11 protein-coding genes are annotated in these 14,139 nt (G+C 37.3%); 10 read left to right on the top strand and 1 reads right to left on the bottom strand.

Annotation, left to right across the window (positions count from 1 at the left end; all coding sequences use genetic code 11):
* Window positions 1-155 precede the first annotated feature (155 nt).
* The 5 genes from ASC84_RS14825 (at window position 156) to rnk (ending at window position 7,196) form a co-directional block, all read left to right on the top strand.
* Window positions 156-1,406 (top strand): lipase family protein, encoded by a 1,251-nt coding sequence (locus tag ASC84_RS14825; RefSeq protein ID WP_056516078.1) that lies wholly within the window; start codon window positions 156-158, stop codon window positions 1,404-1,406.
* A gap of 669 nt (window positions 1,407-2,075) precedes the next feature.
* Window positions 2,076-3,359 (top strand): alpha/beta fold hydrolase, encoded by a 1,284-nt coding sequence (locus ASC84_RS14820; protein WP_056516075.1) that lies wholly within the window; start codon window positions 2,076-2,078, stop codon window positions 3,357-3,359.
* Between the two features lie 523 nt (window positions 3,360-3,882).
* Window positions 3,883-5,109, top strand: a complete 1,227-nt coding sequence (locus ASC84_RS14815; RefSeq protein ID WP_056516073.1) for a S9 family peptidase — start codon at window positions 3,883-3,885, stop codon at window positions 5,107-5,109.
* A 160-nt stretch (window positions 5,110-5,269) separates the two neighbouring features.
* Window positions 5,270-6,523 (top strand): serine hydroxymethyltransferase, encoded by a 1,254-nt coding sequence (glyA, locus tag ASC84_RS14810; RefSeq protein ID WP_004820090.1) that lies wholly within the window; start codon window positions 5,270-5,272, stop codon window positions 6,521-6,523.
* A 265-nt stretch (window positions 6,524-6,788) separates the two neighbouring features.
* Complete coding sequence (rnk, locus tag ASC84_RS14805) at window positions 6,789-7,196, top strand: nucleoside diphosphate kinase regulator (protein WP_056516068.1); 408 nt, start codon at window positions 6,789-6,791, stop codon at window positions 7,194-7,196.
* Window positions 7,197-7,279: 83 nt separating this feature from the next.
* Here the strand turns inward: rnk and ASC84_RS14800 are convergent, their stop codons facing one another.
* Window positions 7,280-8,821, bottom strand: a complete 1,542-nt coding sequence (locus ASC84_RS14800; protein WP_056516065.1) for a DUF4139 domain-containing protein — start codon at window positions 8,819-8,821, stop codon at window positions 7,280-7,282.
* A gap of 264 nt (window positions 8,822-9,085) precedes the next feature.
* Here ASC84_RS14800 and ASC84_RS14795 point away from each other — a divergent pair, with 264 nt between their 5' ends.
* The 5 genes from ASC84_RS14795 to ASC84_RS14775 all read left to right on the top strand — a co-directional run bounded on the left by ASC84_RS14795 (window position 9,086) and on the right by ASC84_RS14775 (window position 14,120).
* A complete protein-coding gene (locus ASC84_RS14795; protein WP_056516062.1) occupies window positions 9,086-9,583 on the top strand; it encodes a chorismate lyase in 498 nt (165 codons plus the stop codon).
* 17 nt (window positions 9,584-9,600) lie between these two features.
* Window positions 9,601-10,479 (top strand): 4-hydroxybenzoate octaprenyltransferase, encoded by an 879-nt coding sequence (gene ubiA / locus ASC84_RS14790; RefSeq protein ID WP_056516060.1) that lies wholly within the window; start codon window positions 9,601-9,603, stop codon window positions 10,477-10,479.
* Window positions 10,480-10,697: 218 nt separating this feature from the next.
* Window positions 10,698-11,924, top strand: coding sequence for a S9 family peptidase (locus ASC84_RS14785; RefSeq protein ID WP_056516057.1), 1,227 nt, complete (start codon window positions 10,698-10,700; stop codon window positions 11,922-11,924).
* A 450-nt stretch (window positions 11,925-12,374) separates the two neighbouring features.
* Window positions 12,375-13,619, top strand: coding sequence for a S9 family peptidase (locus ASC84_RS14780; RefSeq protein ID WP_056516054.1), 1,245 nt, complete (start codon window positions 12,375-12,377; stop codon window positions 13,617-13,619).
* 183 nt (window positions 13,620-13,802) lie between these two features.
* A complete protein-coding gene (locus tag ASC84_RS14775) occupies window positions 13,803-14,120 on the top strand; it encodes a hypothetical protein (protein ID WP_004721933.1) in 318 nt (105 codons plus the stop codon).
* Window positions 14,121-14,139 lie beyond the last annotated feature (19 nt).

The following is a 14,139-nucleotide window of genomic DNA, read 5'->3' as shown; positions in this document are numbered from 1 at the left end:
ATTGTAATAAAGCCTAGCTTAAATATTGCAAGGTATTATGAAGTAATAACAACACAAACATTAAACTAAGATGAGTGATCTATTGGATCAGCGTAGGCAAACGATTGGTTGACCCTGCTGAAGTGATAGAAAAAATGATAAAAAGGAAGAATTATATGAAATTAAAATTACTTTCAGTGTTATTGACTGGATCTACGCTATTTCTAACAGCCTGTGGTGGTGATGACAATAGTGATCATTCATCGACAAGTTCAGATGTAGATGTGAACAAGATTGAAAATCCAGTGGTGAACACACCAGTACCCTATAATATTAAAAATGATGTTCTTCCGCCAAATGCGGATGAGAGTGTGGTGATGACCTATAAAATGAAAGGCATCACTGGGCAAGAAACTCAGGCAACAGCATTGGTGTTTACCCCCAAAACAGCTCCACCTCCTGGAGGTTGGCCGATTGTGGCTTGGGCACATGGAACGACAGGTGTTGCTGACAAGTGTGCACCAAGTCAAAATAAATTATTTGTGGCTGGAATAGATGTGCATACCCAAAAAATGGTCGATAACTTTGTTAAAGAAGGTTATGTGGTGGTTGCACCTGATTATGAAGGGTTGGGTGAGCCTAGCGAGAAGGAAATCCATGCATTTTTAAATTTAAAAAGCGAAGCTTATTCAATTACGGATGCTGTAGTTGCAACCAAAAGTTGGTTAGGTAATAAAGCATCCAACAAATGGGCTGTTGCTGGGCTCTCGCAAGGTGGTCATGCAGCATTAGGTGCCGCACAATATGCAGCCCGTGCCAATATGGACTATAAGGGTGCAGTTGCAATGGCACCCGCAAATAATTTGGAATTGATTGAAAACTTGTCAGAAATGGCTTTAGCAAATCAGGATGGGGTAATTCAAATAGGCGGTTATGCTGCACTAGATACTTTAACAGCTTATATGGCAGCTGGGATAAAGGCAGTAAATCCAACTGAAGCCGCATACAGTATTATATTTAAAACACCAACTGATAAAATTGCTGAGAAAGCAGAAAAAGAATGTATTGCAGGAATGGGGGCTGCTTTTGCACTACCGATGACTCTTTATAATATTAAGAATGGGAGTCTTAAAGATTATCCGCGTAAAAATGAAGGCTACAAGAATAATCCAATCGTAAGACAATTTTTAGATAAAGATTCACAGCCGCTGCAAACTGTGATTAAAACCCCGATTATTATTTATCAGGGAGGTAGCGACACTGTTGTATTACCACAGGCAACGGATGCTTTGGTGGCACAGGCACGTGCTTTAACCACCAAAATTGATTATCGAACCAATTCGAGTTGGAGTCATACTGGTTCATTCACAGCGAATGTCGATAATGGACAACTGCTAGAGGATATTAAGACCTTGCTTGCTAATTAATTTTAAGTGTTTCACGTTTTAATCCTTATAATGTAAAAGTACCCCTGTTATCAAAAATAGGGGTATTTTTTATGTCGCTTTGAATCATGTTTCAATCTTAGAAAAAGATGACTTTAGAAACTTTGTTGTGATCTGGTCATTGATTATTCCCATCGTAATCAGCATTAGCTTTTAATTTAATCATCATCGGCGTAGTTTTTTAATATGTGTTGACTAAAAAGTCTAAATATTAAGTATTTAAAATTAGTTGAAAATTAAACAATAAAACTAAATATTGAGAAGAATTTATTTAAACTAAAGCGAGAAAAAATATATTTCTATAACAACTTGAATTCACGATATTTGCAGATTGTGTGAATTTAATAACATTTTAAAATGGTTTTAAGGTAAATATAAGCTTATATAAAATAATGCAATATTTCTGTGAATTAAATATTTTTAAGCGAATAGGTAAAAAATAATTCAGATAATTTAAATGTTAAATTTCACTTGCAAATTTATATTTCCAGTATAAATATAATGAAGCTTAGCTTAAAAATGCACAATGTGATGTAACTAATAAAATAAACATTTGTTATGCATCTGGCTGGCGACTCGTTGATTAGGGTTAGCAAATTGAATGTGCTGACACTGATGTAATAAAAAATATTATAGGCAAGGATGAATCAAATGAAATTAAATTTACTCTCGGTTATGTTGGCTGGATCCTCTCTATTCTTAACTGCCTGTGGTGGTAGTGATAATAAGAGCAATAATTCAACCACAAGTCCAAATGTAAATGCAGATGTAAACAATATTCAAAACCCAGTGGTAAATACGCCAAAGCCATATCAGACTCCGCAAGATAATCCACCAAATGCAGCTGAGAGTGTGGTGATGACCTATAAAATGAAAGGCATCACAGGGCAAGAAACTCAGGCAACCGCATTGGTATTTACCCCCAAAACTGCATCGCCTACTGGCGGTTGGCCGATTGTGGTTTGGGCACATGGTGCTGCGGGTGTTGCTGATGCTTGTGCACCGAGTAGACAGAAATTAATTACCACTTCGCTTTTAGGTGAAAATAGGTCGACCTATAACATGATCGATAGTTTTGTCAAAGAAGGCTATGTGGTGGTTGCACCAGATTATGAAGGGTTAGGTGAGCCTGGTGGTAATGAAATGCATCCATTTTTGCATGTAAAAAGTGAAGCCTATTCAATTACAGATGCGGTGGTGGCAACCAAAAGCTGGTTAGGTAATAAGGTCTCGAATAAATGGGCGATTGTAGGGCACTCACAAGGTGGTCATGCAGCATTAGGTGCGGCTCAGTATGCAACGCGTGCCAATATGGATTATAAGGGGGCCGTAGCAATCGCACCTGCAAATAATTTGGGGTTGATTGAAACTTTGTCGGAAATGGCTATAGCGGAAATGGAGGATTTGTCATTCACTCAAGCACTCGGATATTCCATCCTAGATACTCTTACGTCTTATATGGCTGCGGGGATGAAAAGTGTTTATCCAACTGAACCTGTATACAGTAAAATATTTAAGTCACCGACTGATAAATTTGCTGCTGAGCAAGCAGAATCGAAATGTCTTTTTGAGTTGGGTTTTGCATTTATGGGGGGGCCTGTATCACAATATGCGCTTGCAAATGGAAATAGTCTAAAAGGTTTTTCTTCGCGTAAAAAGGAAGGTTTTAAAAATGATCCAATTGTAAAACAATTTTTGGAAAAGGATTCGCAACCATTACAAACAGTGATTAAAACCCCGATTATTATTTATCAAGGAGGGGGCGATACTATCGTGTTACCACAGGCAACAGATGCCTTGGTGGCGCAAGCACGGGCTTTAACCACCAAAATTGATTACAGAACGGATCCGACTTGGGATCACTTTAGTATATATACGGTTAATGTTGACAATGGAGAGCTATTAGAAGATATAAAGACGCTACTTGCCAATTAATTTTTGAGTGTCCAGTATTTTAATCATAATGCAAAATACCCTTATTCTTGCTAATAGGGGTATTCTTTTATATAGCTTCGCGCTACATTTTAGCTTGAAAAAATTGATCATTTGGAAAAATATTTTTGCTCTCATTATTTATATTTTCTGTTATTCTTCGGTGTCTTACTACAAAGATAGGCTGTTATTGTTGTGGTAAGTAATCAGATGAGAACAATGTGGAAATTAAAAATAATTAAGGGGGAGATCAAAGTTTTCTATTATATGGTTTTGATTTTAAGTTAAATATATTCATATTTAAAATAATCATAACTTTCGATATTGACATCAATGGGTAAGAAACTGACATTTCTTTGATTGGAATTTTAAGATAAAGTTAACATTTTTTAGCATCAAATAATATTTAAAAATAATGAGTAAAAAACTTGCTTAACAGATTTTTTTGACGTATTTATGAAATAATTATACGCGTTAAGCCGTATATATAACTTTGAAAAAAATTGTGCTTTAAGGAATAAGTCACATGAAAAAAAATGTATTATCAATTTTAATTCTCAGTTCAGGTTTAGTTTTATCTGCATGTAATAACGGTGGTAGTGGGGGAAATTCATATGAGTCACCTTCCAATACTGATGTAAATAAGATTGCAAATCCAGTTGTTGGCACGCCTACAGCATATACCAAGACAGATTTTTCTGCTGTGGCTGCGGATAGTGTGGTGATGACTTATAAAATGAAAGGGGTTAAAGGGACTGAAGTACAAGCGACTTCATTGGTGTTTACTCCTAAAACTGCACCACCAGCTTCGGGTTGGCCTATCGTCGTTTGGGCACATGGTACAACAGGTGTCGCAGATCAATGTGCACCAAGCCGTAATGCGACGAATGTTTATATTAAAGGCATGATTTCTAAATTCCTTGCAGAAGGCTATGTGGTTGTTGCACCAGATTATGAAGGTTTAGGCGAACCGAGTGGCACTGAATTACATCCATTCTTAAATGTAAAAAGTGAAGGCTATTCGATTACAGATGCGGTGGTTGCAACACGTAATTGGTTAGGCAATAAAGTGTCGAAAAAATGGGTGACTGTTGGACACTCTCAAGGCGGGCAAGCAGCTTTAGGTGCTGCACAATATGCAGATCGTGCAAATTTAGATTATAAAGGTACAGTTGCTGTCGCACCTGCTTCACAATTGAGTTTAATTTTAAATGCGGGTCAACTATCAGTTATAGATGGGACACCAGCTCAACAAATTCCAGTCTATGCATCATTGGATACATTTACTGCGTTGATTGCAGCGGGTTTACGTAATTCAAATCCTACTTTAGATTACAGTCAAGTGTTTAAAGTACCAACAGATGCAATTGCAAAAAATGCTGAATCTGTTTGTTACGATACCCTTGGTCAACAGTTTGGCGTAGCAATGGGGCAGTATGCGGCAGTCAATGGATCATTGAAAAACTATCCAAGAACAACCGATACCTTTATGTCTTTGCCAGTCGTTAAAACTTTCTTAGAGAAAGATTCTCAACCGTTGCAAGTTCAAATCAAAACGCCTGTGATTATCTATCAGGGTGGAGCAGATACAACTGTACCGAAAGTGGCAACAGATACTTTATATGGTACAGCTAAAGCACTGACGACGCAGGTGAATTACATTACCAATCCTGCTTGGGATCATAGTACGGCTTATGCCTTAAATATTGACAATATTGTGGCTGATGTCAAAGGAATGTTTGCAGCACAATAACTATTTTAAATTGTAGGTTTTAGCAAATGGCTTATGTTTTCAACATGAGCCATTTTTATTTAAAACGGAGCAAACTTCATTCTGTTTAATTACAAACTTCATGCTACAATACGCGCAATCTTAGCACGGCTTAAAAGCCCTAATTCATAGGACCTCGCTAATGTTCGCCAATATCTCTATTTCTGAATTTGATCCAGAAATTGCTCAAGCAATCACTCAAGAAGATGCCCGTCAAGAAGCTCATATTGAGTTAATCGCATCTGAAAACTATTGCTCACCAGCTGTTATGGAAGCACAAGGGTCAAAACTCACTAACAAATATGCGGAAGGTTACCCTGGCAAACGCTATTATGGCGGTTGTGAATATGTTGATGTGATCGAACAATTGGCGATCGATCGTGCTAAAGCATTATTTGGTGCTGACTATGCAAATGTTCAGCCACACGCAGGTTCTCAAGCAAACTCAGCAGTTTATCTTGCTTTACTTAACCCAGGCGATACTGTTTTAGGTATGAGCTTGGCACATGGTGGTCATTTGACTCACGGTGCTAAAGTCAACTTCTCTGGTAAATCATATAATGCTGTTCAATATGGTTTAAATGTAGAAACTGGTGAAATTGATTACGAAGAAGTTGAGCGTTTAGCTGTAGAGCATAAACCACGTATGATTGTTGCGGGTTTCTCTGCATATAGCCAAATTGTAGATTGGCAACGTTTCCGCGAAATTGCGGATAAAGTTGGTGCATATTTATTTGTAGATATGGCTCACGTTGCTGGTCTAGTTGCCGCAGGTGTATACCCAAGCCCAGTTCAAATTGCTGATGTAACAACGACAACTACGCATAAAACTTTGCGTGGCCCTCGTTCTGGTTTAATCCTTGCAAAAGCAAACGAAGAAATTGAGAAAAAACTTCAATCTGCTGTATTCCCAGGTAACCAAGGTGGTCCATTGGTTCATGCTATAGCAGCAAAAGCAATTTGCTTTAAAGAAGCAATGATGCCTGAATACAAAGAATATCAAAAACAAGTGGTGGTAAATGCTAAAGCGATGGCTGAAGTGTTGATTTCACGTGGTTATGATGTTGTATCTGGTGGTACAGAAAACCATTTATTCTTGTTGTCTTTAATTAAGCAAGATGTGACAGGTAAAGATGCTGATGCTTGGTTAGGCGCTGCTCATATTACGGTAAACAAAAATGCGGTACCAAATGATCCACGTTCTCCATTTGTTACTTCAGGTATCCGTATCGGTACGCCAGCAGTAACAACACGTGGTTTTGGTGAAGCAGAAGTTCGTGATTTGGCAGGTTGGATTGCGGATATCCTCGATGCAAAAGGTGATGAAGCTGTTATCAATGCTGTGAAAGCAAAAGTTGAAACGGTTTGTGCAAAATTCCCGGTTTATGCTAAATAAGCATTAACTTGAGAAGGCCTCCTCTCAAGGGGGCTTTTTTTATGGTTGTTGAATAAGTTGAAAAGCTTAAACATTGCAGAAAATATCTGTTATAAAAGAAGTAGATTATGGGAGTTTATTGATACTTCGTTTCACGTTTCCGACATACAGGTTGCAAGCTGAAATTTACGGCTTGTGGCTTAATTCATTTATGAAATGTCAACAGACCCATTATAAACATCGCTGCTATACCCAAATGATGTGAAAGATCGAAGGAATTAGGCACATGGCTAGTAAACCAAATATTATTATTTCAGAACAAGATTTACATCGCTTAGAAACGATGCTGGAACATCAGTCGAAGTTGACTGTGACAATGCAGCATTTAGAAGAGGAATTGGCACGAGCAGATGTGGTTGCGCCTCAAGATATGCCGCCCAATGTGGTGACCATGAATGCAAAAGTGTTAATCACTATTGCGCCCTCGACGGAAGCGACCGAAATTACTTTAGTCTATCCGCATGATTTTCGTGGTGAGACAGGACAGGTCAATGTGGTTGCACCGGTTGGTACTGCAATTCTTGGTTTGGCTGAAGGACAGGAAATTGAATGGCCGCAGCCTGATGGTCATTTGATGAAAGTTAAAATTGAAAAAATATTGTATCAGCCTGAAAGAGCAGGCGATTATCTCTAATAAGTATCAAATGTAACGATATCTATGTGACTAAAATAAAAGCCCAGTGATCACTGGGCTAAATTTTGCCTAAAAGATTAAAGTTAAAAACCCGAAGTTCGTCCTTTGCTTGGATATTTAAATTGATGTTGAATATCTAATTTATAAATCTGTTTCGGATTTAAATCAATTTGCCATTGGTTGATATTGGGTTGCCCATTCCATTGCGTTGCAGTCGGTGGGATATTATAGCTAGATTGTGTGCTGAGTTTACCGTTCTGGCTTTGTGGTTCAGGTTCAAAAATAGTGACTTGAATTGGGTAGCTATGTAAGTTTTGCACTGAATATTGCTGTTTTCGGATGGTTTCCGATTGAGTACCTTTGACTGGATTTTTCTTGTCGGTTAAATCAGTCACTTTAACTTGAATTTGATCATCTGTACCAAAGCTCATTTGAAGTGCTTCATCTGCGCTATTGCTCCAAGCTCTTTGTCCAATATAGTCGCCATCACGATATAGTTTTACTGTTCCAGAAGGCCAATTTTGATCAAGCTTTGAAATTTCAGCGTTAATTGTCGCTTGAGTACTTTGCTTAGGAATTGCCCAAACTGAAAGTTTCGCGGCATATTGTTCAGTACTTAAAGGTAAAAAGATTTGCTGTTGGCTACTTGGAATGGATGCTTTGGTTTCTGAACGGAATTCAGTACTAAAATTTAAATCAGCCGCTTGAAATTGTGGAAATTGCGGGGGAACTTTTTTGGCCCTAGCTGTCGACTTTTCATCATAACTCATTTCAGCTAAGGCCATAGGTGCAGGTGCAACTGGATAAATTGGTCGTACAGGTTCTGGTTCATAATAGTTGACCCACCATTGTTGTGGCTGCACTTGTTGAACGTAGTTTTGCGGTGTTGCTGTGGACAATGCCAATTTAACATTGTTCCAGTCTTCCCCAGTTTTTTGTGCAATCATTGCCATACGGGTGAGTTTAATTTGCTTGGTTTGGGTATTTAATTCGGCTTTATATATCGGTTGCCAACGTGCATAAGGCACCATATAGCTAATTTTAATTTCACCACGTTGTGGGGCATTGACATAAAACTTAAGTGTGCGCTGGTTAAACTCGCTGTCGCCAATGGCATTTAAGTCTTGTTCAAGTTCTTGTAAACGTTGTTGTAACTTTTCTTTTTCTGCTTTGGCTTGATCAATGGCAATAAAGGCATCATAGGCTTGTTTGCGTACTTTTGGCGCAGAGCCTTTAATGACATTTTCTAAAAACTTATTTTGTAATTCAGCCGCTTGAATAATTGAGTTTTGCTCAGAAATTTTCTTTTTAATATCCTCTATATTATTGCGTAATTGAGACGACTCATTTCCAGCGGGTTTATCCAGTGCGCTATCTGTATGAGAAACCGCATTGACTTCAATATTACTACTCTGATATTGCAGTTGATCGATATTGAAGTTTGCCGCAAGCCCATTCAGTGTAACGAGTTGTTCTCCAGCTTGTACTGGAATGGTTCGTTCAATTTTTGCCAGTGTAGGATATAGCGTGACTTGTTGAATCGGTGAGTTAGACAAGTTGAGTGCAAAACTATATGTTGAAGGAATGCATAAAATGCTGAGTTGTAGTGCTGTTTTTATATTCATTATGCGAGGCTCTAAAATACCTGAGATCAGTTTAATATTTAAAATGTAGCAGAAAGTGATACAAATCAAAATAGTGATTAAAAGAGAAAACCAGTTGATGTGAAGTTGATGAAATAAAGATATTTTAATTTTCACTTGAATTTCGAGTTTCCCTGTTTTTATTTTGATGGATTTGTCATTCAATTTTAGGATTTAGACGATCAATTTAAACAAAACAAAAAATTTCAGTTACACTAAGTCATCCAAAATTTGAAGGGCTGAACATTGAAACAATCATGCACAATACGGGATAAGAAGTTTCCTCCTGAATTAAAAACATGGTTGTATGGACAAGGCTCACTGACTCAGCAGTTGACTGATGTAGCGGGTGGCGTTTTTAAAGTTCAACCGATTCAAGAGCATTATCAAAGAATGAGTCTGCTGGATAGTCAATGGATGCTGATGCCACATCAACATATCGCATGGGTACGTGAAAGTTATTTATTTGGTTGCGATGCACAGCCATGGGTAAAAGCAAAAAGTATTTTTCCCATTCTCAGTATCCATGGCAAAGCACGTTTGTTTAAGCATATTCGAACCAAGCCGATCGGAAAATTCTTATTTCAACGCACCAATCCATTGTGTGAACGGCGTGTTTTAAAATTAGCAGAAGGTTGGACACGTCAAAGTTGTTATACTTGGCATGGTTGTAAATTTATTGTTCAAGAAACTTTTTTACCTGCCTTTGAGCAATTTTTGCAACAACAGCATATTTCAAAATAGAGTATTGAAGGACTGTCATGTCGATCGCGCAACACACCACTTGGCAACAACGCTTAGAAGCTTATTATTATCTGTGTCGTTTTGATAAACCAGTTGGAACAGAATTGGTTTTATGGCCGACTATGTGGGCATTATGGATAGCAGCAGAAGGTATCCCCGATATTGTGACACTGGTTGCAATGGTCTTGGGGACAATTTTTATGCGAGCAGCAGGTTGTGCGATCAATGATTTTGCTGATCGTAAAGTCGATGCACATGTAGAACGAACTAAAAATCGTCCACTGGCTACTGGGGTGATCTCAGCCAAAGAAGCAGTCTGGGTATTTGTGGGTTTGGTGGCCGCCAGTGCATGTACTTTATTTTTCTTACCAATTGCAACTTTTTACTGTGCGCTTGCGGGATTAGTCCTTGCTTTTATTTATCCATTTATGAAGCGTTATACCCACTTACCGCAAGTGGTCTTAGGGATGGCATTTTCATGGGGTATTCCGATGTCATTTACCGCAATGGGAAAACCTTTAGATTGGACATGTTGGTTGCTTTATTTTGGCAATTTAGCATGGACGGTGGCTTACGATACTCAATATGCAATTACAGATCGTGAATATGATTTAAAAATTGGAGTGAAATCCACCGCTATTCTTTTTGGAAAATACGATATTCAGATCATCTCTTTATTGCAATTGACCAGTGTATTGTTAATTGGTACAGCATTGTATTTAGAAAATATATTGATTCCATTTGGCTTGATTGCATTGTTATTAGTTGTTGCAGATTTTATTTATCAATGGACAAAAACCAAAGCGCGCGATCCACAACTATGCTTTTGGGCATTTAGACATAACCGTTGGGTTGGTTTAATCATTTTTGTTGGTATTTCTATTGCATTATTTTGAATTTAAATTATTAAAATAAACCACTTTTGAAATTTCATCTGTATTTATAATAATACGAAATATTGATGAAATTTCACGAGATAAAGAAAAATAATAGTTTATAAATGTGAGATATTCGTCTGTTTCATTAAAAAATATTGTAGCAAGACGCATTTATTTATGCTTAATTAAGGGTGAACACGGAGCTGTTCAAACAATAAAAAATTGAGGAATTTTTAATGAGAATATTATTTAAACGGACGTTATTGGCAATTACTTGTGGTTCAGCGTTATTTTTAACTGCGTGTAATGATGATGATAACAAGGATAACTGGGGTTCAAATAAAAATTATGTGTCTGAAAGTGCATATAATTTAGAGGTGCTGAATGAAGCAGCGTCGATCAAAGTCATGACCTACAATATGCCGAACGTACTCGGAAAAATAAAAAAAGAATCAGCATTGGTTTTTATGCCCAAAACTAAACAGCCTGCTGATGGTTGGAAGGTTGTGGTTTGGGTGCATGGTACGGTTGGTAATGGTGATGGTTGTGCGCCGAGTAGAAATGTAATCAATGAACGATTTAAAGTAATGGTAAAGAGCCTTTTAGCAGAGGGCTATGTCGTAATTGGGCCTGATTATGAAGGTTTGGGAACACCCGGCATGCATCCGTATTTAAATCTAAAAAGTGAAGCAACTTCAGCAATTTATGCCATGAAAGCGTATAAAGAGCGCTATGGTAATCAGATCAATGGTCAATGGATGTCCGTGGGGCAATCTCAGGGCGGACAAGCGTCTTTAGGTACGGCCGAGTATGCTAATAGCGATGCCAATTTTAAAGGTGCTGTGGCAGGCGCGCCAGCCTCAAGTTTGGGGCTGATTATTTCTGATATTGCTCCTAAAGCAATTCAAGGACTACTTAAAGATGGGAAGGTGGATGCTGCGACTGAGGTTTCTGCTACATTATTGACCTATGCGTCTTATACTACGGCTGGTGTGACTGCTTATGAACCTAAGTTTAACTATCGAGAGTTGTATAAAGAGCGTTCAAGAGATATTGCAGCATTAGCTGAAGGTTCAACAGGTGAAAACGGTTTATGTTTTCTCGATATGCAGAAGAAATTTATTGACGATATTAAAGACTATCTCAAGAACAATAGTGGTAAAACCGTTTTAGATTATCCAGGCTTAGTTAATAATTTCCAAGAAAATCCGACGGTGAAAAAATTCTTAGTCGATAATCAACCAGCAACCAAGAAAATTAATAGTCCTGTGATGATTATTCAGGGAACTGCTGATACTTCAGTTCCTTATGACGTTACATTTAAATTACAAGAAGATTTAAAAGCGATGGGAACAGATGTTACTTTTGTTCGTGCGGATGGTGCGTTGCATTCCGATGCGATAGTTCAAAAGAACGCTGATTTAGTTAATTTTATTAAAAAGCATATGCCAACAACCAAATAATGGTTTTAACAAAATTATAAGTCATTTGCTTTTCTTAGCAGTTCAATTGAGTGTAACAATCTACAAAAAGCAGAGTTTTAATTAAAGCTCTGCTTTTTTATATTTATATATGGCTATTTTAGGATTTTATCGAAGACTTGATTGGCTTTTGATTAAGGCTATTTATATAAAGCATCATATTTATTTATCTCAAGTGCATTCGAGATGACAGCTTCTTAGGGTATTTCTATGCTCCATAATAATGTACTTGGTTGTAACTCTTAGGTTGGTTTATGACATTTGTTGGAATTTTATTGCTTTGCTTTAAGTGAATTTAAATTAAAGCTAAGCATTTATATCTATGTGTTATTTTACTCTTTGGTTAAAAGTATCCTAGCAAGATGCTTTTTTTTATGCTTAATTAGTGGTGAACGAGGATCTGTTCAAACAATAAAAACTGAGGACTTAGTAATGAAAGCAATATTTAAACGGACATTATTGGCAATAACCTGCGGTTCAGCATTATTTTTAACCGCATGTAATGATGACGATAATAACTGGAATAACTGGGGGGCAAATAAGAATTATGTGTCTGAAAACACATATAATTCTGATGTAATCAATGAGGCCGCATCAGTCAAAGTCATGACCTATAATATGCCTAATGTACTCAATGAAACCAAGAAAGCTACAGCAATGGTTTTTATTCCCCAAACGGCACGACCTGCAGATGGTTGGAAAGTTGTGGTTTGGGAGCATGGCACGGTTGGTGTTGGTGATAGTTGCGCACCAAGTCGAAATAAGTTTAACCCACGATTTAAAAATATGGCGCAAAGCCTGTTAAATGAAGGTTATGTGATTATTGCTCCTGATTATGAAGGCTTGGGCACACCGGGTATGCATCCGTATTTAAATCTAAAGAGTGAAGCTAACTCAGCGATTTATGCAGTGAAAGCATATAAAGAGCGTTATGGTAATCAGATCAATGGTCAATGGATGTCTGTCGGCCAATCTCAGGGTGGGCATGGTTCTTTAGGAACTGCTGAGTTTTCCAATACCGACTCTAACTATAAAGGGGCTGTCGCAGGCGCACCTGCCTCAAGTTTGGGTTATATTATTTCTGTCGTTGCGCCACAAGCAATTCGAGATATCCTTCAAAAAGAACAAGCTGGAACAGCTCCAGTGGGTACTGCTGTTGAAGTTTATGCTGAATTATTGGCATATGCTGCTTATACTACAGTTGGTGTGACTGCTTATGAACCTAAATTTAATTATCGAGAAGTTTTCAAAGATCGTTCAAAAAATATTGCAGAATTTGCGGAAGGTTCAACGGGTGAAAATGGCTTATGTCTAGATGAATTGCATAATAAATTTGCCGATGATATCCGTGATTATATTGTTAAGAATGGCGGAAAAACTGTTTTAGACTATCCTGGATTAGTCGATAATTTCCAAGAAAATCCGACAGTAAAAAAATTCTTAGCTGAGAACCAACCTGCAACCAAGAAAATTAATAGTCCAGTAATGATTATTCAGGGTAAATTAGATATGGCAGTACCTTATCAAGTGACTGAAAAATTACAGCAAGACTTAAAAAATATGGGTACAGATGTAACGTTCTTGCTTGTAGAAGGTGAGAGCCATACAGGAGCTATTGTTGCAAAGAATGCTGAATTGGTTGACTTTATTAAAAAGCATATGCCAACCACAAAATAATGGTTTTAAGAGAAGCATTCATTCATTTGCTGTTCTTAGCAGTTAAATAGAAAGTAAAAAAGCAGAGTTTTTATTAAAATTCTGCTTTTTATATGAGTATGTAAAACTTAAATTAAAATAAATAAGGGAAAAACTCAATATACTTTTGACTAAGAATATAATTAAATAATGAGAGGTTTGGTTATGCAAATTGCTGTTGAAAATTTAATAAAACTTGGCGTATTTCCAAAGTCCGAAGATGCGGTGAAGGATCCAAAAAGTATTGAGTATATTGGTCATATTCAAGCATTAATTGATGGGATAAAGTTACCAGTAAGCAATGATGATGCGGTAGGCTTGTGTTCGGTATTAAGGAATGATGAGGATGATTACTTTGGTTTAACACAAAATTTATTACAAAAAATAGAAACAGCACCTGATTGGCCAATTAAGGAGCTATTTGTTAATAACAATAATTACTGGATGAATGTACTTAAGAGTAGAGCAAGATTTGTATGGTAAATAATGCAGGCAAACGTTT

It is taken from the genome of Acinetobacter sp. Root1280 (assembly GCF_001425285.1).
Taxonomy (GTDB): domain Bacteria; phylum Pseudomonadota; class Gammaproteobacteria; order Pseudomonadales; family Moraxellaceae; genus Acinetobacter; species Acinetobacter guillouiae.
Note: the sequence above shows the minus strand (reverse complement) of the source record. Positions and strands in the feature narration are given on the sequence as shown.